Annotated in this window: 13 protein-coding genes; 9 read left to right on the top strand and 4 right to left on the bottom strand. The window is 73.8% G+C overall.

Going from position 1 to position 17,910, the window contains the following annotated elements; translation table 11 throughout:
• Positions 1-35 precede the first annotated feature (35 nt).
• From J2S66_RS03415 to J2S66_RS03390, 6 genes are read left to right on the top strand one after another with little or no spacing between them, the layout of a single operon-like run.
• Entirely contained in the window at positions 36-3,554 is a 3,519-nt protein-coding gene (locus J2S66_RS03415) for a DUF4132 domain-containing protein (RefSeq protein ID WP_310303670.1), read from the top strand.
• 28 nt (positions 3,555-3,582) lie between these two features.
• On the top strand, positions 3,583-4,659 hold the full coding sequence (locus J2S66_RS03410; RefSeq protein WP_310303668.1) for an ATP-binding protein: 1,077 nt from the start codon (positions 3,583-3,585) through the stop codon (positions 4,657-4,659).
• Positions 4,659-6,938: a DUF5682 family protein gene (locus J2S66_RS03405; RefSeq protein ID WP_310303666.1), complete on the top strand. Its 2,280-nt coding sequence runs from the start codon at positions 4,659-4,661 to the stop codon at positions 6,936-6,938. Before J2S66_RS03410 ends, J2S66_RS03405 begins: the two co-directional genes overlap by 1 nt.
• On the top strand, positions 6,935-8,038 hold the full coding sequence (locus J2S66_RS03400; protein WP_310303664.1) for a VWA domain-containing protein: 1,104 nt from the start codon (positions 6,935-6,937) through the stop codon (positions 8,036-8,038). The genes J2S66_RS03405 and J2S66_RS03400 overlap by 4 nt, the downstream gene beginning before the upstream one ends.
• Positions 8,038-9,912, top strand: a complete 1,875-nt coding sequence (locus tag J2S66_RS03395; protein ID WP_310303662.1) for a YehQ family protein — start codon at positions 8,038-8,040, stop codon at positions 9,910-9,912. Before J2S66_RS03400 ends, J2S66_RS03395 begins: the two co-directional genes overlap by 1 nt.
• Positions 9,913-9,970: 58 nt before the next feature.
• Positions 9,971-11,143, top strand: coding sequence for a cytochrome P450 (locus tag J2S66_RS03390; protein ID WP_310303660.1), 1,173 nt, complete (start codon positions 9,971-9,973; stop codon positions 11,141-11,143).
• Between the two features lie 91 nt (positions 11,144-11,234).
• On the opposite strand, the gene J2S66_RS03385 is transcribed toward J2S66_RS03390, so the two are convergent.
• From J2S66_RS03385 to J2S66_RS03370, 4 genes are all read right to left on the bottom strand, one after another.
• Positions 11,235-12,086, bottom strand: a complete 852-nt coding sequence (locus J2S66_RS03385; protein WP_310303658.1) for a helix-turn-helix domain-containing protein — start codon at positions 12,084-12,086, stop codon at positions 11,235-11,237.
• A 176-nt stretch (positions 12,087-12,262) separates the two neighbouring features.
• On the bottom strand, positions 12,263-12,883 hold the full coding sequence (locus tag J2S66_RS03380) for an AAA family ATPase (protein WP_310303657.1): 621 nt from the start codon (positions 12,881-12,883) through the stop codon (positions 12,263-12,265).
• Positions 12,877-13,503 carry a 3'-5' exonuclease gene (locus tag J2S66_RS03375; protein ID WP_310303655.1) on the bottom strand — a complete coding sequence of 209 codons (627 nt, stop codon included), beginning with the start codon at positions 13,501-13,503 and terminating at the stop codon, positions 12,877-12,879. Before J2S66_RS03375 ends, J2S66_RS03380 begins: the two co-directional genes overlap by 7 nt.
• Positions 13,500-14,678 (bottom strand): radical SAM protein, encoded by a 1,179-nt coding sequence (locus tag J2S66_RS03370; RefSeq protein WP_310303653.1) that lies wholly within the window; start codon positions 14,676-14,678, stop codon positions 13,500-13,502. Before J2S66_RS03370 ends, J2S66_RS03375 begins: the two co-directional genes overlap by 4 nt.
• 132 nt (positions 14,679-14,810) lie before the next feature.
• Between J2S66_RS03370 and J2S66_RS03365 the strand changes: the two genes are divergently transcribed.
• Genes J2S66_RS03365 through J2S66_RS03355 form a run of 3 tightly spaced genes read left to right on the top strand, consistent with a single transcriptional unit; the run spans position 14,811 to position 17,892 of the window.
• Positions 14,811-16,076 (top strand): helix-turn-helix domain-containing protein, encoded by a 1,266-nt coding sequence (locus J2S66_RS03365; RefSeq protein WP_310303651.1) that lies wholly within the window; start codon positions 14,811-14,813, stop codon positions 16,074-16,076.
• Positions 16,073-16,648, top strand: a complete 576-nt coding sequence (locus tag J2S66_RS03360; protein WP_310303648.1) for a flavoprotein — start codon at positions 16,073-16,075, stop codon at positions 16,646-16,648. Before J2S66_RS03365 ends, J2S66_RS03360 begins: the two co-directional genes overlap by 4 nt.
• On the top strand, positions 16,645-17,892 hold the full coding sequence (locus tag J2S66_RS03355) for a helix-turn-helix transcriptional regulator (protein ID WP_310303645.1): 1,248 nt from the start codon (positions 16,645-16,647) through the stop codon (positions 17,890-17,892). The genes J2S66_RS03360 and J2S66_RS03355 overlap by 4 nt, the downstream gene beginning before the upstream one ends.
• The last annotated feature ends 18 nt before the right edge of the window (positions 17,893-17,910 follow it).

The following is a 17,910-nucleotide window of genomic DNA, read 5'->3' as shown; positions in this document are numbered from 1 at the left end:
TGTCCGCCACGACTCGGTCAAGCAGGGGGTGTGACGTGCGCAGGTGGGAACTCGTCGAGGGCGGCTCCGCCAAGTTCTGGGAGGTCGACCGGAACGGGACGGCGGTGACCGTCCGGTACGGACGGCTCGGGGCCGAGGGCCAGGCGAAGGAGAAGTCCTTCGACACCGGGGACGCCGCGGAGGCGCACGTCGCGAAGCTGGTGCGGGAGAAGGAGAAGAAGGGCTACCGCGAGGTCACCGGGCGGCTGCCGGGCGCGGAGTCGTCCGTCGAGGCCGCCGGCGGGCTGCCGGACGAGGACTCGTTCGCCCTGCCGCGGTCGTGGTGGGCGGGCGTGCACCCGAGGCGCGGCGGCGTGGTGCGGTGGGACGCGGCGCCGAAGCCGGAGGCGGTCGGGACCGTGCGGGCCGCGCTCGCCGCGTTGCCGCCCAAGTCGCGGGCGGCGCTGGAGGAGCGGGACAGCGAGCGGGAGCTCGTCGACGCAGCCCTCGCCCACCTGGCCGGCGCGGCCACGCCGCTCGGCGCGGGCGTGGTCGCGCGGCTCCTGGTGAGCGAGGGCATCCCGATGACGCCCGTGGTGGAGGCGTTCGCCGACGCGTGGGTGGTCGAGCACGGCCTGCCGTTCGCGGCGCGGGCCGTGGTGGAGCTGTGCCGGGTGGAGTTGCACTGGACGAGCGCCGGCCTCCGGGAGACGCCGCGCGTGCTCCGGTTCCAGGTGCCGCACACCGGCCGGTACCCGGATTCCGTGTCGGGCGGCGTGGTCGGCGCGCGGGTGCGGGAGCTGATCGCCGCGGCGGAGCGGGTCGAGGACGTGGAGCAGGCGCTGGAGGAGTACCTGGCCGACCCGGTGGCCCGGTTCGCCGTCGCCTACCTCGTGCCGCACCGGCGGGACTGGGTCGACCGCGTGTGCGAGGACGTCACCGCCCGCGGTCACGCCCACGACTGGTTGCGGCTGCTGCACTCGATCGGCGGCCCCGGGCAGCTCCGGCACGTCGTGGAGCAGGACTGGGCGTCCTGGCGCCTGGGCCGGGACCGCACGCTGCACTCGGTGCTCGACGGCGTGGGTCCCGCCGCGGCGCCCGCGCTGGCCACGCTGTTCGACCGCGACCCGAGGTCCGACCTGCGCAAGCTGCTGCTGGACGCGTTCGTCCGGCTGCCCACGGACGAGGCGTTCGCGCTGCTGCTGGCCAGGGTGGCCGAGAAGGGCGTGCAGCCCGCCGTGCAGGAGATGGCGCGGCGCTTCCCGGTGCGCGCGCTGCGGCTGCTGTCCGAGGCGTCCGGGCCCGCCGCCCGCCTGCTGCTCAAGGCACACCTCCAGCGCCACCCCGGGCTGCCCGAGCAGGTCGAGCTGTCCCCGGTCGGCCGCGCCGCCGTGGAGGAGCTGCGCGCCGCCGCGGCCGACCGGCTCGACGACGCGGTCGACGGCTTGCCCGAACTGCTCGTCCGTCCGCCGTGGACGGTCGAGCGCGCGCCGGTGGAGCCCGTCGTGGTCACCGGGCTCGCCGCGTCCGCGCACCGCGCGGTCGAGTGGGCGCCGGGCGAGCGGGAGGCGTGGGTCGCGGCCGGCCTGCCCCGGCACCTCCCCGACATGCCCGGCGGCTGGTCGTCGGCCGCGCGGGCGTTCGAGGAGGGCAAGCTGCCCTGGCACACGCAGGCCAGGTTCTTCCTCCACGGGCCGGAGGAGCTGGTGACCCCGCTGGTCGACGCGTGGCGACCGCCCCAGTCGTGGGACGCCGAGCAGCTGGCCAAGGCGCTGGTGGTGCGGTTCGGGGAGCGGGCGATCGGCCCCGTGCTGCACATCGCGTCGTTCCACCCGGCGAGCGCCGGTCCCCTGCTGGGGCCGCTCGTCTCGACCGAGGTGGCCGAGCGGGTCGCGGACTGGGCGTCGCGGCTGAAGTCCGCGCGCGCCGGCGCGGTGGCGTGGGTGCGGCGGCACCCGGCGCACGCCGCCCGGTTCCTGCTGCCCGCCGCCGTGGGGCCGGCCGGTCCGGTCCGGCGCGCCGCGGAGGCCGTGCTGCGACTCGTGCCCGACCAGGCGCGCGAGGCGGCGCGCGAGCACGGGCCGGAGGCGGAGCGGGCGGTCGAGCGGGTGCTGGCCGTCGACCCGTTCGCCGTGCTGCCCGCCAAGGTGCCGGTGCCCGGCGACTGGGCCGACCCGGCGCTGCTCCCCCAGGTCGTGGTGCGCGGCACCGGGCGTGCGCTGCCCGCCGAATCCGTCGGCCACGTGCTGACGATGGTGGCGCTGTCCACGCCGGACGAGCCGTACCAGGGTGTCGAGGTGGTGCGCGAGCTGTGCGAGCCGGCGTCGCTGGCCGCGTTCGGCCGGGAGCTGTTCCGGTTGTGGCAGGCCGCCGGGATGCCGTCCAAGGACTCGTGGGCGATGACGGCCCAGGGCCTGTTCGGCGACGACGAGACGGTGCGCGTGCTCACGCCGCTGATCCGGGCGTGGCCGGGCGAGTCGCAGCACCAGCGGGCCGTCGCGGGCCTGGACGTGCTGGCCGCGATCGGCACCGACCTGGCGCTGGTGTCGCTGAACGGCATCGCGCAGAAGGCGAAGTTCAAGGGCCTCAAGCAACGCGCGCAGGAGAAGATCGCGTCCGTGGCGGCGGCGCTGGACCTGGCGCCGGAGCAGCTGGCCGACCGGCTCGTGCCGGACTTCGGCCTGGACGAGGCTGCCACGCTGGTCGTCGACTACGGGCCGCGCCGGTTCACCGTCGGGTTCGACGAGCAGCTCAAGCCGTACGTGCTGGACGAGGACGGCAAGCGGCGCAAGGACCTGCCCAAGCCGGGCGCGAAGGACGACCCGGAGCGCGCCGCCGCCGAGCACAAGCGGTTCGGCGCGCTGAAGAAGGACGTGCGCTCGGTCGCCGCCGACCAGATCGCCCGGCTGGAGCTGGCGATGGTGCTGGGCCGCCGGTGGAGCGCCGCCGAGTTCCGCACCCTGCTCGCGGGTCACCCGCTGCTGTGGCACATCGTGCGGCGGCTGGTGTGGGTGACCGACGGCGGCGCGTCGTTCCGGGTGGCCGAGGACCGCACCCCGGCCGACGTCGCGGACGACGCGTTCGAGCTGCCCGACGACGCCCGGGTCGGCGTGGCGCACCCCCTGCACCTGGGCGACGACCTGGCGGCGTGGTCCGAGGTGTTCGCCGACTACGAGATCCTCCAGCCGTTCCCCCAGCTCGGCCGTCCGGTGCACGCGCTGGACGCGGCCGAGCGGCGCGCGGCGAAGCTGGAGCGCTTCGAGGGGTCGGTGGTGCCGGTCGGCCGCCTGCTGGGTCTGACCAAGCGCGGTTGGGAGCGCGGGCAGCCGCAGGACGCGGGCGTCGAGTGCTGGATCACCCGCCCGCTCGCCGACGGCGGCTCGGTCGTGGTGAACCTGGACCCCGGCATCGCGGTCGGCATCCCGCACGAGTTCCCGGAGCAGAAGCTCACCGACATCTGGGTGACCGACGCGTCGGGCCCCGGCTGGAGGCCGCGCGGCGGTCGCACGTTCGGCGAGCTGGACCCGGTGACGGCGTCCGAGGTGCTGGCCGAGTTCACCGCCCTGACCAGCTGACGGCGCACCTCACCACCGGGAGACGAGCATGACCGACCCGCAGCTCCAGCGACCGCCCGCCGAGGTGCGGTTCGCCGACGAGTTGGCCCGGCTGCGCGAGGACGACACGGCGCCGCGCCCGCCGGGGTGGGCGCTGAGCCTGACCGCGGCGCGGCGGTTCATCGTGGGTGACGAGCGCGCCGGGATCAGCCGGAAGTTCGTCGGCGACCCGTCGTTGATCGACCGGTCGCTGGTCACCCTCGCCACCAGCCGCGGCCTGATGCTGGTGGGCGAGCCGGGCACCGCGAAGTCGCTGCTCTCCGAGCTGATCGCGGCGGCGGTGAGCGGCGAGTCGACGTTGACCATCCAGGGCGGCGCGGCGACGACCGAGGACCAGGTCAAGTACTCGTGGAACTACGCCCTGCTGGTGTCCGAGGGGCCGTCGGCGCGGTCCCTGGTGCCCGCGCCGATGCTGCGCGGCATGGCCGAGGGCAAGGTGGTGCGGTTCGAGGAGATCACCCGCTGCCCGCTGGAGGTGCAGGACAGCCTGCTGTCGCTGCTGTCCGAGCGCGTCGTCGCGATCCCCGAGCTGCCCGGCCCGGACGGCATGGTGTTCGCCCGCGACGGGTTCACCGTCATCGCCACCGCCAACACGCGTGACCGGGGCGTCAACGAGATGAGCGCCGCGCTCAAGCGGCGGTTCAACTTCGAGACCGTCTTCCCGATCGCCGACTTCCGCACCGAGCTGGAACTGGTCGAGCAGGAGTCGACGAGGCTGCTGGAGCGGTCCGGGGTGGGCGTGCCGCCGCGCCGCGACGTGCTGGAGGTGCTGGTGCGCACGTTCCGCGACCTGCGCGGCGCGGGGCAGCCGGCGGACCGGCTGTCCACGGTGATGAGCACGGCCGAGGCGGTGTCGGTGGCGCACGCGGTGGGTTTGCGCGGCTGGTACCTGCGCGGCGAGGCCGGGTCGCCCGCGGACGTCGTGGAGTGCCTGGCCGGGACCGCGGCCAAGGACAACGCGGACGACCTGGCCCGACTGCGGCGCTACCTGGAGCAGCAGGTGCCGCGCCGCACGGGTGAGCAGTGGCAGGCCCTGCACCGGGCCCGCCACCTGCTGCCGGGCTGATGGGCGCCGTCTTCGTCGGCGTCCGGCACCACAGCCCGGCGTGCGCGCGGCTGGTGGCGTCGACGATCCGGGAGCTGCGGCCCGCGCACGTGCTCGTCGAGGGACCGGCGGACGTGAACGGCCGACTCGACGAGCTGCTGCTCGGGCACGAGCTGCCGATCGCGATCTTCACCTACCTGCGCGACGGCGACCGGTCGCACGCGTCGTGGACGCCGTTCTGCGACTACTCGCCGGAGTGGCTGGCGCTGACCACCGGCCGGGAGGTCGGCGCGCGGGTGTCGTTCATCGACCTGCCCGCGTGGCACCCGGCGTTCGCCGAGCGCGGCAACCGGTACGCCGACGCCGAGCTGCGGTACGCGGAGGTCGTCGACCGGCTGTGCCGCGAGTTCGCCGTGGACAACGTGGACGCGCTGTGGGACCACCTGGTGGAGGTCGCCGACCCGGAAGGGCTCGCCGAGCGGCTGACGGCCTACTTCGACCTGGTGCGCGGTGCCACCCAGAGCGGTGACGCCGAGGTCGGTGCCGTGGAGGTCGGGCACGACGACGCGGCGCGCGAGGCGCACATGGCGGCGTGGGTGCGCGCGGCGGTGGCGGACGCGGGCGACCGGCCGGTGGTCGTGGTGACCGGCGGGTTCCACACCCCGGCACTGCGGGAGCTGGTCCGGACCGGCGGCGACGCGTGGCCCGAGGTGCCCGCTCCCCCGCCGGGCGCGCGCGGGGCGAGCTACCTGGTGCCGTACTCGCACCAGCGGCTGGACGCGTTCACCGGCTACCAGTCGGGGATGCCGTCACCGGAGTACTACCACCGGCTGTGGACCGACGGGCCGGCGGGCGCGGCGACGGCGCTGGTCGAGTCGGTGGTGGCGCGGCTGCGGCGGCGGCGCCAGCCGGTGTCCACCGCCGACCTGATCGCCGCCCGCACGCAGGCCGAGGGCCTGGCCCGGCTGCGCGGCCACGCGCACCCCTCGCGGGTGGACGTGCTGGACGGCCTGGTGAGCGCGCTGGTCTCGGAGGACCTGGCGCAGCCGCCACCGTGGTCGGTGCGCGGGCCGCTGGCGGTGGGCACCCACCCGGCGGTGGTGGAGGTGGTGGCCGCGCTCAGCGGCGACCGCGTCGGCCGCCTGCACCCGGCGACCCCGACCCCGCCGCTGGTGGACGACGTCGGCGCGGAGCTGGCCCGGCTCGGCCTGGACGGCGCGGGCCGCGTGTCGCTGGACCTGACCGATCCTCGCGACCTGACCCGCAGCCGCGTCCTGCACCGGTTGCGGGTGCTCGGCGTGCCCGGTTTCCACCGGCGGTCCGGCCCGTCCGGCGGCGCCGACCCGGTGGCCACCGAGCGGTGGCACCTCGAACCCGTCGACACCCGACTGCCGGCGCTGGTGGAGGCCGCCGCGCACGGGGCGACGCTCGCCGAGGCCGCGGCCGCCGCCTTGCACGACCGGGTGCCGCACGCGGGCGTGGCCGCGTTGGCCGGGCTCCTGTTCGACGCGGCCCTCTGCGGCGTCGACACCCTCTCCGCGACCGTGACCGACACCCTGACCGCCGAGGTCGCCCGAGCGGCCGACCTGGACGCGCTGGGCGCGGTGCTGACCGACGTGCTGGGCCTGTGGCGGCACGACTGGCTGCTGGGCTCGGCCGGCAGCCCCGTCCTGGGCGGTGTCCTGGACGCGGCGGTCACCAGGGCGCTGTGGCTGGCGGAGGGCGTGCGCGGCGGTCCGGCCCCGGCCGATCCGGCCAGGCTGCGAGCGCTGGTCGGCACGCGCGACGCCCTGGTGCACGCGGCCGGCGAGCTGGAGGTCGACCGGGCGCGGGCGGTCGCCGTGATGCGGCGGGTGGCCGCGACCGCCGGCGCTCCGCCGGACCTGCGCGGCGCGGCGTTCGGCTTCGCCTGGTCGCTCGACGGCCCACCACCGGACCACGTGGCCGTGGTGCGGGGCGTGGCGGCCCCCTCGACGCTGGGCGACTGGCTCGCGGGCCTGTTCGCCGTCGCGCGCCAGGAGGTCGTCACGGACGAGGCCGTGGTCGGCGCGCTGGACGAGGTCGTCGGCGAACTGTCCGAAGAGGACTTCCTGGTCGCGCTCCCGGCGCTGCGGCAGGCGTTCGCGCACTTCCCGCCCGCGGAGCGGGAGGCGATCGCCTCGGTGCTCCTGGCCCGCCGCGGTTCCGGCGGTTCGGCGCGGGCGCTGGTGCGCACGTCGGTCGATCCGCTGCTGGTCGCGGAGGCCCGCGCGCTGGAGGCGAAGGTGGACGCGGTGCTCGTGCGGGAGGGGTTGGCGTGAGCGACCTGGAGCGGTGGCGGTTGATCCTCGGCGAACCCGCGTCGGCGGCGACCGGGCGGCTGGCCGGTGACGCCGCGCGGCGCGACGCGGCGCTGGAGTGGCTCTACGGGCGCGACCCCGACCTGGTGGAGCGGGGCGTGCGCACCGGCGGCACCGGGGGCTCGGTGCTGACCACGGTCGACTGGCTGGACGACGTGCACCGCCTGTTCCCCAAGGAGACCGTGGAGCGGCTGGAGCGCGACGCGGTCGAGCGGTACGACATCACCGAGGTGGTGACCGACCCGGGCGTGCTGGAGCGGATCGAGCCGAACGCGGCGCTGCTGCGCGCGGTGCTGCGGACCAAGCACCTGATGAACCCCGACGTGCTGGCGATGGCGCGGCGCATCGTGGAGGCCGTGGTGCGCGACCTGGTGCGCAGGCTGGCCCGCGAGGTGCGGCAGTCGTTCACCGGCACCCGGTCGCGCCGGCCGAGCAACCACAAGCTGGCGCGCAACTTCGACTTCCGGGGCACGGTTCGCGCCAACCTCGCCCACTACCAGCCGGACGAGCGCCGGCTGCTGATCGAACGCCCGCGGTTCACCTCGCGCACCCGGCGGCACGTCGACCGCCGGCAACTCGTCCTGGTCGTGGACCAGTCGGGGTCGATGGCCGGGTCGGTGATCCACTCGGCGGTGACCGCGGCGTGCCTGTGGGGCCTGCCGGGGCTCACGACGCACCTGGTCGCGTTCGACACGAACGTCGTCGACCTGACGTCGGACGTGACGGACCCGGTCGAGCTGCTGATGAAGGTGCAGCTGGGCGGCGGTACGGACATCGCCCGCGCGGTCGAGTACGCGGCGGGCCTGGTGGACAACCCGCGGCGGGCGATCGTCGCGGTGGTCACCGACTTCTTCGAGGGCGGCGACGCGCACCACCTGGTGCGGACCGTGCGCGGGCTCGTGGAGCAGGGCACGCAGGTGCTGGGGCTGGCCGCGCTGGACGAGGACGCGAACCCGGTCTACGACCGCGACCTCGCCCAGCGGCTGGCGAACGTCGGCGCGCACGTCGGCGCGATGACACCGGGGCAGCTGGTCGAGTTCGTCGCGGAGAGGATGGGCTGATGCGCGCCGACCTGCTCGCGCTCACCGCGGACGCGCTGGCCTCGCTGGCCAACCGCGGCCTGGTGAAGCGGGCGACCAAGGAGCTGGACGCGGGCGCCGGGCCGGTGCTGGGCGTCGAGGGCGGCACGGTGACCGGCCGGTTCGCCGACGGCGTCGAGGTCGCGCTCCCACCGGGTGCCGGGCTGGACCGGGCGTCGTGCACGTGCGGCGCGGCGGGCGTGTGCCGGCACCGGGTGGCGGTCGTGCTGGCCTACCAGCGGGAGCACGGCGAGGCGGCGTTCAGCCCGTGGTCGCCCGGTGCCATCACCGACGACCGGCTGCGCGACCTGCTCGGCGACCGGGTGCTGACCGCGGCCCGCCGCCTCCACCGCGCCGGGCTGCCCGTGCGGCTGACCAGGCCCACGGCCGCCGACCCGGTGGCGACGGCCGAGCTGCCGTCGTGCACGGTGCGGTTCCTGGTGCCCGGCGAACTCGGGTACGTGCACACGGACGCGGCGGCGGCCGGTCGCGACCAGTGGGCGGTGCTCGCGGTGTGGGCGTTCCGCGAGGCCGACGAACGCGGGCTGACCGACGACGTGGTGCGGTTCGACGTCGGCGGCTCGGCGGACGACGCGGCCGGCGGCATGGACGCGGTGCTCGGCCTGGCGGACATGCTGCTGCTCGACGGCGCGGCCACCGCGAACCCGGTGTTCGAGGCCGCCCTGGACCGCGCGCGGGCGGACCTGGTGACCGCGCGCCTGCACTGGCCGGCGCTGGCGGTGGAGGAGCTGGCGGGCGCGCTGCGGGCGTACCGGGCGCGCAGCGCGCACCACGACCCGGCGCACGTGGCCGAACTGCTGACCGAGCTGCACGCCCGTGCGCGTGCGACCGGCCCCCGTTCGCAGGTGCTCGGCACCGAGGAGGCCTCCGAGACCCCGTTGCGGCGCGTCCGCCTGACCGCGCTGGGTTGCCGCGTGCACGCCACCGCCGAGGACCGCACGGCCGAGGTGTTCTTCGCCGACGGCGGCACGGTGCTGGTGCGGCGGCACCACTGGCCGGTCGGCGAGGGCGAGCGCCCGACGGGCCACGACCTGGCCGGGCGCAGGCTGAGCGGCGCGTCGCTGGCCGACCTGGCCGCGTCGACCGTGGTCTCGGAGTCCGCCACCCGCAGCGCGGGCCGCCTGGTCCGGGTGGGCGCGCGGGCGTCGACCACGTCGGTCACCCCGCTGGGCCGCTCCTGGGAGTCGCTGCCGGACAACCTCGTCGTCCGCGACCTGACCGCCGCGGGCCGCGAGTGGGACGCCCTGCCGCCGCGCGTCGTCCGCCCCAGGGTCGCCGCCGAGCTGGTGCGGGTGGTGCGCGTGGCCGGGGTGGAGCGGATCGCCTACCACCCCGGCGCGCAACGCCTGGACGCCCTGGTCATCGACGGCGCGGGCGCCACCGCCACCATCTCCGCCACCCACCGCCCCCACTGCCCGGCCGCGCTGGACGCCCTGGCCGGGGCCCTGCCGACCGCGACGCACGTGAGCGGCGAGCTGCGCCGGTTCCGCGGCGGCCTGGTGATCGACCCGATCGCCGTGCTGACCCCCACCGGCCTGGTGGTCCCCGACCTGGCGACCGGGGCCGCGTCCCTGCGCACCGGCGAGCCCCCGGCCACCGACCCGCTGACGTCCACAGTGGACTCGGCTCTGGCGGTGTGCGCGGAAGCGGCCCACCGCGGCCTGCGCCACCTGGCACCACCCCTGCGCGACCGGGCCCGCGCCACCGCCGACGCCCTGCGCCGCCTGGGCCTGCGCACCGCCGCCGACCTGCTGACCGCGTTCGCCGACGACCCGACCCCGGCCACCTGGCACCCCGCCCACCTCCGGCTCATGATCACCGCCGAACGCCGCTGACCGCAGCGCCCCGACTCGCCGCCGCCCACGCCGGCCCGGCGGGGTTAAGGTCGATCACGTGGACTACCCGTTCCCGCGCCACCCCGGGTTCGACCCGCCCGCGCCGTTCGCCGGGCTGCGCGACACCGACCCCGCCTGCCCGGTGTCGCTGCGCCACGGCCAGCGGTCGCACCTGCTGACCAGGTACGCCGACGTGCGTGCCGTCCTGCGCGACCACGAGCGCTTCGGCTCGGACCCGGGCACCCCGGGCTTCCCGCAACTGCGGCCGGTGGTGGACCGCAAGGCCGCGCCCGGCAGCTTCCTGGTCACCGACCCGCCCGAGCACACCCGGTACCGGCGGATGCTGACCGGCGAGTTCACCGTGCGCCGGATGGCCGCGCTGGAGCCGCACGTCGAGCGCATCACCCGCGACCGCCTCACCGCACTGCGCACCGGCCCGCGCCCGGCCGACCTGGTGACCGGCTTCGCCCTGCCCGTCCCGTCCGACGTGATCTGCCTGCTGCTCGGCGTCCCGGTGGCGGACCAGGAGTTCTTCTCCACCCGCAGCCGCGCCCACCTGAACCGGGCGCTGGCCGCCGAGCAGGTGCAGGCGGCGCTGGACGAGCTGCACGCCTACCTCGCCGACCTCGTCCGGACCCGCCGGGCCGAGCCGCGCGACGACCTCGTCAGCCGCCTGGTCACCGACCCGACCCTCACCGACGAGGAAGCCGTCGGCATGACCGTCCTGCTGCTGGTGGGCGGGCACGAGACCACCGCGAACTCGATCGCCCTGTCCGTGCTCGCCCTGCTGCGCGACCGCACCCGGTGGGACGCGCTGGTCGCCGACCCGCGCCTGGTGGACAACGCGGTCGAGGAGCTGCTGCGCTACCTGAGCCCCGTGCACCAGGGCGTGGTGCGGGCCGTCCGGGCGGACACCGAGGTGGCGGACCGGCGGCTCGGCCCGGGCGACGGCGTGATCGCCTCGCTGTTCGCGGCGAACCGCGACCCGGCCCAGTTCCCCGACCCCGACCACCTCGACCTCCGCCGCCGCCGGGCGAAGCGGCACCTGGCGTTCGGCACCGGCGTGCACCAGTGCATCGGCCACCTCCTGGCGCGGCTGGAGATGCGGGTCGCGCTGCGCGCCCTCGTCACCGACCTGCCCGACCTGCGCTTGGCCGTGCCGTTCGAGGACGTCGAGTTCACGTTCGACGCGCCGATCTACGGCCTGCGCGCCCTGCCGGTCACCTGGTAGCGGCGATCCGCGATCTTCCTTCCGCACAGGCACGGGAGGTGTACGAGGTGATGTCCGATGATCGCGGTGGTACGGCGTTGCCGGGGCGCGGTCATCGGGTCCTCTTGTCGTAGGCGTCGGCCCAGTGGGCGATGACTTCGCGGGACTGAGCGGCGGGGAGGGTCCGTGCGTGCAGTTCGCGCATCCGGCGCCGACAGTGCTCGACCTCGGCGAGGTTGTCGTGGAAGACGGTGGTGGTGCCGTTCTCGCTGTAGGCGAGAGGGCGTGTGGGTGGCTCGAAGGTGAGCAGCGTGGTGTGGTGGAACAGGGCGGGGTGTGCCGGTGCGGTCAGGGGGATGACGTGGGCGGTGACGTTGGGTTGACCGGCCAGCAGTGTCAGGTGGAGCAACTGGTCGCGCATGACGGCGCGGTCGCCGACGACCAGGCGCAGTGCCGTCTCGTGGATGTAGAAGACGGTGGTGGGGCCGCCGTCGGGCCGTAGCACCTCCTGCCTCGCGATGCGGGCGTCGGCCAGGTCTTCCCCGCCGATCAGGGCCCGGGCGTAGGTGCGGGTCTGCGCGAGAGCGGGGACGGTGAGCGGTTCGTAGGTGGTGATGGTGGCGGCGGTGCGTTCGTGCAGTGTCAGGGCGGTGAGGGTGTCGGGGTGGCCCGCGTGGGGGCGGGTGAAGGTTCCGGTGTCGGGTTCGTGGGCGATGGTCATGATGCGGTCGCGGATGGCTTTGTCGGCGGCGCAGCGGCCGATGAGGGTGGCGATCTCCCAAGGGCTGGTGCTGCGGGTGCCGGTTTCGAGTTTGCTGAGCTTGCCCAGCGACCAGCCCAGGCTTTCGGCGACGACAGCGGAGGACAGGCGGGCGCGGTGGCGGATGCGGCGCAGTTCTTCGCCGAGTTCGCGGCTGCGAGCGGTGCTCAACCGCGGCGGCGTGGTCTTCTCATCGGTGTCCATGGACGTTCCTCGGTTGTGCTCGGGTGCTGCGACGCGGTCGTCGACGGCGGTGATCAGGCTCTGGTCCGGTTCGGTGTGACGCGAGCCGGTAAGGCGGGCCGGGATCGGTCGCCCGCGAGCGGGCGGAGGGGTGTCCCGTTGCGCGTGTGGGTGTGCGCCGGGCCGGGCGTCGGGTGTCATGGCTGGGCCGCCGTGGTGTGGGAGAGGCGGTCGAGGACGAAGCCGAGGGTGTCTTCGAGGGCGTGGTCGTGGCCGTCGGCGGGCAGCAGCCGGTGCGGCAGGTCGAGGTCGCGGAGCACTTGCCCGACGTGGTGGTCGGCCAGGCGGCGGAAGTCGGCGTCGGGGTCGCGGTGCTTGTCGGTGCCCAGGGGGATGTCGGGGTCGAGGGTGGTGCGGTAGAGCAGGTCGTAGTGCACGCTGTGGTCGCGGACCACGCCTTCCAGGCGGGCGTGCACCGCCGGGTCCGGTTGCTCATCGCGGTCGGCGAGGGCTGCGCGGTAGTAGCCCAGGGCGTCGGGGACGGCGCGGTCGACCAGGACGACGTCGCCGTGCAGCCACGCCTCCATCTCGTCGCTGATGCCCCGGGTGATGATCCACAGGGTGGAGGCCCAGGTGTGGTTGCGCAGGATCGGCATCCCGACCCGCTGTGCCTGCTCCCCCAGGTCCGCCACCGTGCAGACCTGGAGGTGCTCGCGGCGCAGCTCGTGGGCCAGCCGGGCGAGGAAGGTGGACTTGCCGGTGGAGTGCGTGCCCATAACCGCCACCACGACCGGCTTCTCCACCTCCGGCGTCACCACAGGCCCTCCTCCGGCTCGTCGGCGGGCAGGAAGTCCTTCAACGCCGCGGCGCGCACGAGGCCGTGCCAGTCCAGGCCGCTGTCGGCGAGCAGTGCCCGGAAGAGCTGCCAGACGCACCAGGTGTCGTAGCCGGCGCGGTGCGGGCGCCGCCCGGCGACGTCGGCGGTGTCCAGGACGGCGTGGGCGGTGAGCTTGTCGAGGCCGTAGCCGGGCAGGCCGGGCCAGACGTGGCGGGCCAACCGGAGCGTGTCGAGCACCATGGGCGGTCGCCACGTGGGCAGGTGCGCGCCGAGGACCCGGTACTCGGTGGTGGCGTTGTGCGCGAGCAACGTCCGGCCTTCCAGCAGCGGCGCCACCTCCCCCGCCACCCCGTGCCACAACGGCCTGCCCTCGACGTCCTCGTCGGCGATGCCGTGGACGCGGCGGGCGTGGACGGTGATCGGCTCGGCGGGGCGCACCAGCCAGGTCCGCAGGTCCCGCCCGGTGACCGGGCGGTCGTCGACCGGGAGCACGGCGATCTCCACGATGCGTGGCGGTTGTCCGCCGTTGCCCTCGACGTCGACCACCACCAGCGGACGGCCGAGCAGAGCCTGCGGCAGCGTTGTGGGTGGGATGGTCATGACGCCTCCAGGGTGGTGGGCCAGCCGAGGTCGGCGCGGCCGTGCCGGTACGGGTGGTGGGGCTTGGCCGCGTCGTGCACCTGGAACCCGAGCCCGTGCTGCATGAAGTACCGGTGCTGCTCGTCGAGGCCGTCGACGACCACGGCGCGGTCGGTGACCGCGACCAGCCTGCCGCCCAACCCCGCCGCCATCGCGGCGCCCCCTTCCGGGTCGGGTGGTGTCCGCGCGGCGTCGCAGCGGCCCAATTGGGCCGCTGGACAGATGTCGCACAGCTCCCGGATGCCGACGTGCCCGTTGTAGTCCGGCACCCGGTGGGCGTAGGCCACCGCGCAGGAGGTCTTGCGGAACAACACCGCGCCCCCGGCAGGCCGCCCGGCCGCCGCCGTGAGGATGCGGGTCTCCGACGCCTCGGGGAGGATCTTGCGCCGCGCCTGGTCCTCGTAGGGTTCGGGCAGGCCGTGGTCGCGGTAGTAGGCGCGGATCTCGTCGCGGTAGAACAGACCGGTGAACACCGCCGCGTGCGCGTGCCAGCTCAACTCCAGACCGCGTGCGATGTGGGCGTCGGAGTCGTTGAGGCCGGGCACGATCGGCCGCCAGTACAACACCACCCGAAACCGCTCCGCGTGCGCGAACGCCGTCTCCAGCGATCGTGCAGCGATGCCCGAGTCCACCGGCTCGACCCGCTCGTCCTCGATCCCCGAATGGGTGACCAACAGCGTCACCCTCAGGTTCCGCAGCGCGTCCAGCGCCGCGCAGTCCTCCGGCTCCACCCGCCACCGGGTGATCACCAGCACGTGGTTGGTCAAACCCCGCTCGTCGAGCAGCCGCAGCACGCGGAACAGGTGCGGCTTCACCGCGGGCAGCATCGGATCGGTCGCCCGGTTGAGCAACTGGACCGGCGTCACGTGCGGCCGGAAGAACCGGTGTCCCACCAGCGCCCGGACCGCGTCCTCGTCCGGCAGCAACGCACGCGGCACCTTCATGCCGAAGTTGCCGAACAGGTGCCGCACGCAGTACCCGCAGTCCAACGGACACCCGACGACCCAGTTCAGGCTCAAACCCGACTTCCGGTACTCCACCACCTCCCGCAACTCCGACCGCAACCCCGCCACTTCCACGTCACCGAGCAACCGCACACCCGACCGGGCCCGCGCCCCGCCATGGTCAGCGTCCACCATCCACCCCTTTCGAAACACCGGAATCGGTGCACACGCATTCCAACCACGACCGGTACGATCAGGGAACAACGCAAACCACGACACACGGTATTTGCCCCCTATTTGCCCCCTGGCGCAGGCGGAGGCGACATGAGCGACGACGAACACCCCGACCCGACCGAACCCGCCGGTGTCCGACTCGCCCGCGAGATCCGCCGACGCCGCACCGCAGCCAGCCTCAGCCAACCACAACTGGCCCAGAAGATCCGCTACACCAGGCAATACGTCTCACTGGCCGAACGCGCCGACCACAACCTCCCCTCCATGGAGATCGTCAAGGCCATCGACCACGCCCTACAGGCCGAAGGCGCGCTGATCGCACTTCGCGAGCAAGGGAAAAACGAACAGAACCAGCGGCGACGACACTCGACTACCGACTCGATGGTAAATGACAGATCGCCGGTCGACGACGTTGCGGAAAAGCAACGCCCACTTCCACGTGGGATATCCGCTGCGAGATTCGGTCTCGGCGTGTCGCGTTACACGGAAGCGCTCGTGGACAGGCTGCACCGCACCTATCAAGCCGCCCGCTACGACGAGGTCATCGACGCACTACCCGGCACGCTGCAGACCATCGACTCGATCCTCGACGACAGCAGCGGCAGCCAACGACGTCAAGGCCTGAGCCTGCGATGCCAGGCCGCGATCGTGGCGGCCAAGGTCGCCACGAAAATGGGCGACGGCATCGCCGCCTACGAAGCCGCCGAACAAGCACGGGCCGCCGCGGAAGCCGCGGACAACGTCTTCGGGCAGGCGTCCGCCGCCTACCAACTGACCTGCGCCCTGCTGCGCCTGGACGCCGCGGACGAAGCGGAACACCACGCGCTGCAAGTTGCAGACAGCATCCGTGGACAAGACCCGCACAGCTGCACGTGGCGCGGCGCGCTGTTGCTCATCAGCGCCGTCATCGCCGCCCGCCGAGGTGACACCGACGAGGCCCATCAACGACTGGGCCACGCCGGACGACTCGCGGCCACGCTGGGACGCGACGGCAACATCGGCTTCACCGCGTTCGGGCCGACCAACGTCCGCATCCACCGGGTCTCCGCGGCGGTGGCGACAGGCGACCCGCACCGGGTGCTCACCGAAGCCGAGCACATCGACGTCACCTCCCTCCCACCCGGCCTGCACGGTCGACAAGGACAGTTCCACCTCGACAACGCCTGGGCGCAGGCACAACTCGGCGAGGACCCGCTGGCGGTGATCCACCTGCTGGAGACCGAACGCATCGCCCCGCAACTGCTGCGCACGCACCGGGCCGGACGAACACTGGTGCGGGAACTCATGGCACGCGAGCAGCACAGGAGAACACCCGGCCTGCGCAGCCTGGCCCAGCGGATCGGCGTGCTCGCATGAACGACACCGCCCGCACGGTCTACCTGGTCGTCACAGCCGCACCACCCGTCCTCAGCATCGACCGGCTGATCGAGTCCCTCCACGCCGCCGACTGGCGGGTGTGCGTGATCGCCACCCCCACGGCAGCCTCATGGGTGAACCTCGACGACTTGGCCGACCGGACGGGAACACCGGTCAGATCCCAACCCGGCCTGCCCGGACAGCGCGACCCGCTCCCTCGCGCCGACGCGCTGCTCGTCGCACCGGCGACCTTCAACACCATCAACAAGTGGGCACACGGCATCAGCGACAACCTCGCCCTCGGCCTGCTCAACGAACTACTGGCCACCGACGTACCCATCCTGGTGGCACCCTGCGTCAAACAACTGCTACGCGACCACCCGGCCTACACCGCCAGCGTGACCACACTGACCGCCATGCATGTGATCTTCATGGACCCCGACCAGGTGACAACCCGATCACCAGACGGTTTCGCCACTTTTCATTGGGAACAGATCACCACCACGCTCAACCAACTCATCAGCACCTCAGGTGAAATTGCCCGCCCCTCAGCACAGGTGGATGCGACATGACTGACGACGAGCACCCTTCGGCATCCGAACCAGTCGGCGTACGACTCGCCCGCGAGATCCGCCGACGCCGCACCGCAGTCGGCCTCAGCCAGCCACAACTGGCCCAGCGCATCGGCTACACCAGGCAATACGTCTCACTGGCCGAACGCGTCGACCACAATCTCCCTTCCATGGAGATCGTCAAGGCCATCGACCGCGCTTTGGACGCCGACGGGGCTTTGACGACACTGCGCGAACAAGGAAAACGAGAGCAGGAACGACAGCGCCGGCAGTCGACGGACACGAAAGCACCGAACACCCCCGGAACGCACGTGCCGCCCCGGCTTTCATTGAGCCGCTTCACGGAAACACATCTCGACGACGCCCTCCGACACCTCCGCGAACAATGGCACCTGCTCGTCAAGACGGACAATCTGTTCGGTCCGCGATTCGCCATCAAGTCGGTGCGGGAGCATATCGACTTGATCAACGGGATTGCGGGCACGGTCCGAGGGGCCGCCCGACGCGACGTGGTGGGCTTGGCCGCTCGGTACGCCGAGTCTGCGGCGTGGCTGCACGAGGACGCCGGGGAGGGCTCGCTCGCGCTGCACTGGACGGACCGGGCGATGGAGTGGTCCTACGAATCCGGGGATCGGGCGATGTTGGCGTGGACGCTGTTCCGCCGCAGCCAGCAGGCCACCACCGACGGGGACCCGGCGCGGACGATCGGCATGGCCGAGGCCGCGGGCCGTGACACCACGGCGCTGTCGAACCCCATGCGCGCCGCCGTCACCCAGCAGGAAGCACTCGGGTACGCGCTCGACGGGGACGAACGCACCACCCACCGCAAGCTGGACCAGGCCCACGCGTGGGCAGCGCACGACGACCGGGGCGACGCGCGCGACGGGCACGGGTCCTTCTGCACCGGCAACTACCTGGAACTGCAACGCGCCCACTGCTGGTCCATCCTCGGCCGCCACGACAAGGCCATCGTGCTCTACGAGGACGTGCTCCCCTCACTGCCGGCGGCCTACCATCGTGACCGTGGAACCGCGCTGAGCCGCTTCGCCGCAGCCGCGGTCGCCGTCGCCGAGCCGGAACAAGCCGCGCAGCTCGCGGACGAGGCCCTGGACATCGCACGCGACTCCGGCTCACTGCGCACCGAACGCACGCTGCGGGACGTGGCCGCCGCGCTGTCCCCGCACGGACACCTGCCGGCAGTGGCCGCGTTCCGCGCGAAGGCGATGTCCGGAGGTGCACGGTGACCGCGTCGGGGGCCGAGG

The organism is Saccharothrix longispora (genome assembly GCF_031455225.1).
Taxonomy (GTDB): Bacteria; Actinomycetota; Actinomycetes; order Mycobacteriales; family Pseudonocardiaceae; genus Actinosynnema; species Actinosynnema longispora.
This window is presented reverse-complemented; position numbering and strand designations above follow the sequence as displayed.

Excerpts from the sequence above, each read along its gene's own strand:
- J2S66_RS03410 (WP_310303668.1), top strand. The coding sequence starts at position 3,583 with ATGACCGACCCGCAGCTCCAGCGACCGCCCGCCGAGGTGCGGTTCGCC.
- J2S66_RS03405 (WP_310303666.1), top strand. The coding sequence starts at position 4,659 with ATGGGCGCCGTCTTCGTCGGCGTCCGGCACCACAGCCCGGCGTGCGCG.
- J2S66_RS03395 (WP_310303662.1), top strand. The coding sequence starts at position 8,038 with ATGCGCGCCGACCTGCTCGCGCTCACCGCGGACGCGCTGGCCTCGCTG.
- J2S66_RS03385 (WP_310303658.1), bottom strand. The coding sequence starts at position 12,086 with ATGGACACCGATGAGAAGACCACGCCGCCGCGGTTGAGCACCGCTCGC.
- J2S66_RS03375 (WP_310303655.1), bottom strand. The coding sequence starts at position 13,503 with ATGACCATCCCACCCACAACGCTGCCGCAGGCTCTGCTCGGCCGTCCG.
- J2S66_RS03365 (WP_310303651.1), top strand. The coding sequence starts at position 14,811 with ATGAGCGACGACGAACACCCCGACCCGACCGAACCCGCCGGTGTCCGA.
- J2S66_RS03360 (WP_310303648.1), top strand. The coding sequence starts at position 16,073 with ATGAACGACACCGCCCGCACGGTCTACCTGGTCGTCACAGCCGCACCA.
- J2S66_RS03355 (WP_310303645.1), top strand. The coding sequence starts at position 16,645 with ATGACTGACGACGAGCACCCTTCGGCATCCGAACCAGTCGGCGTACGA.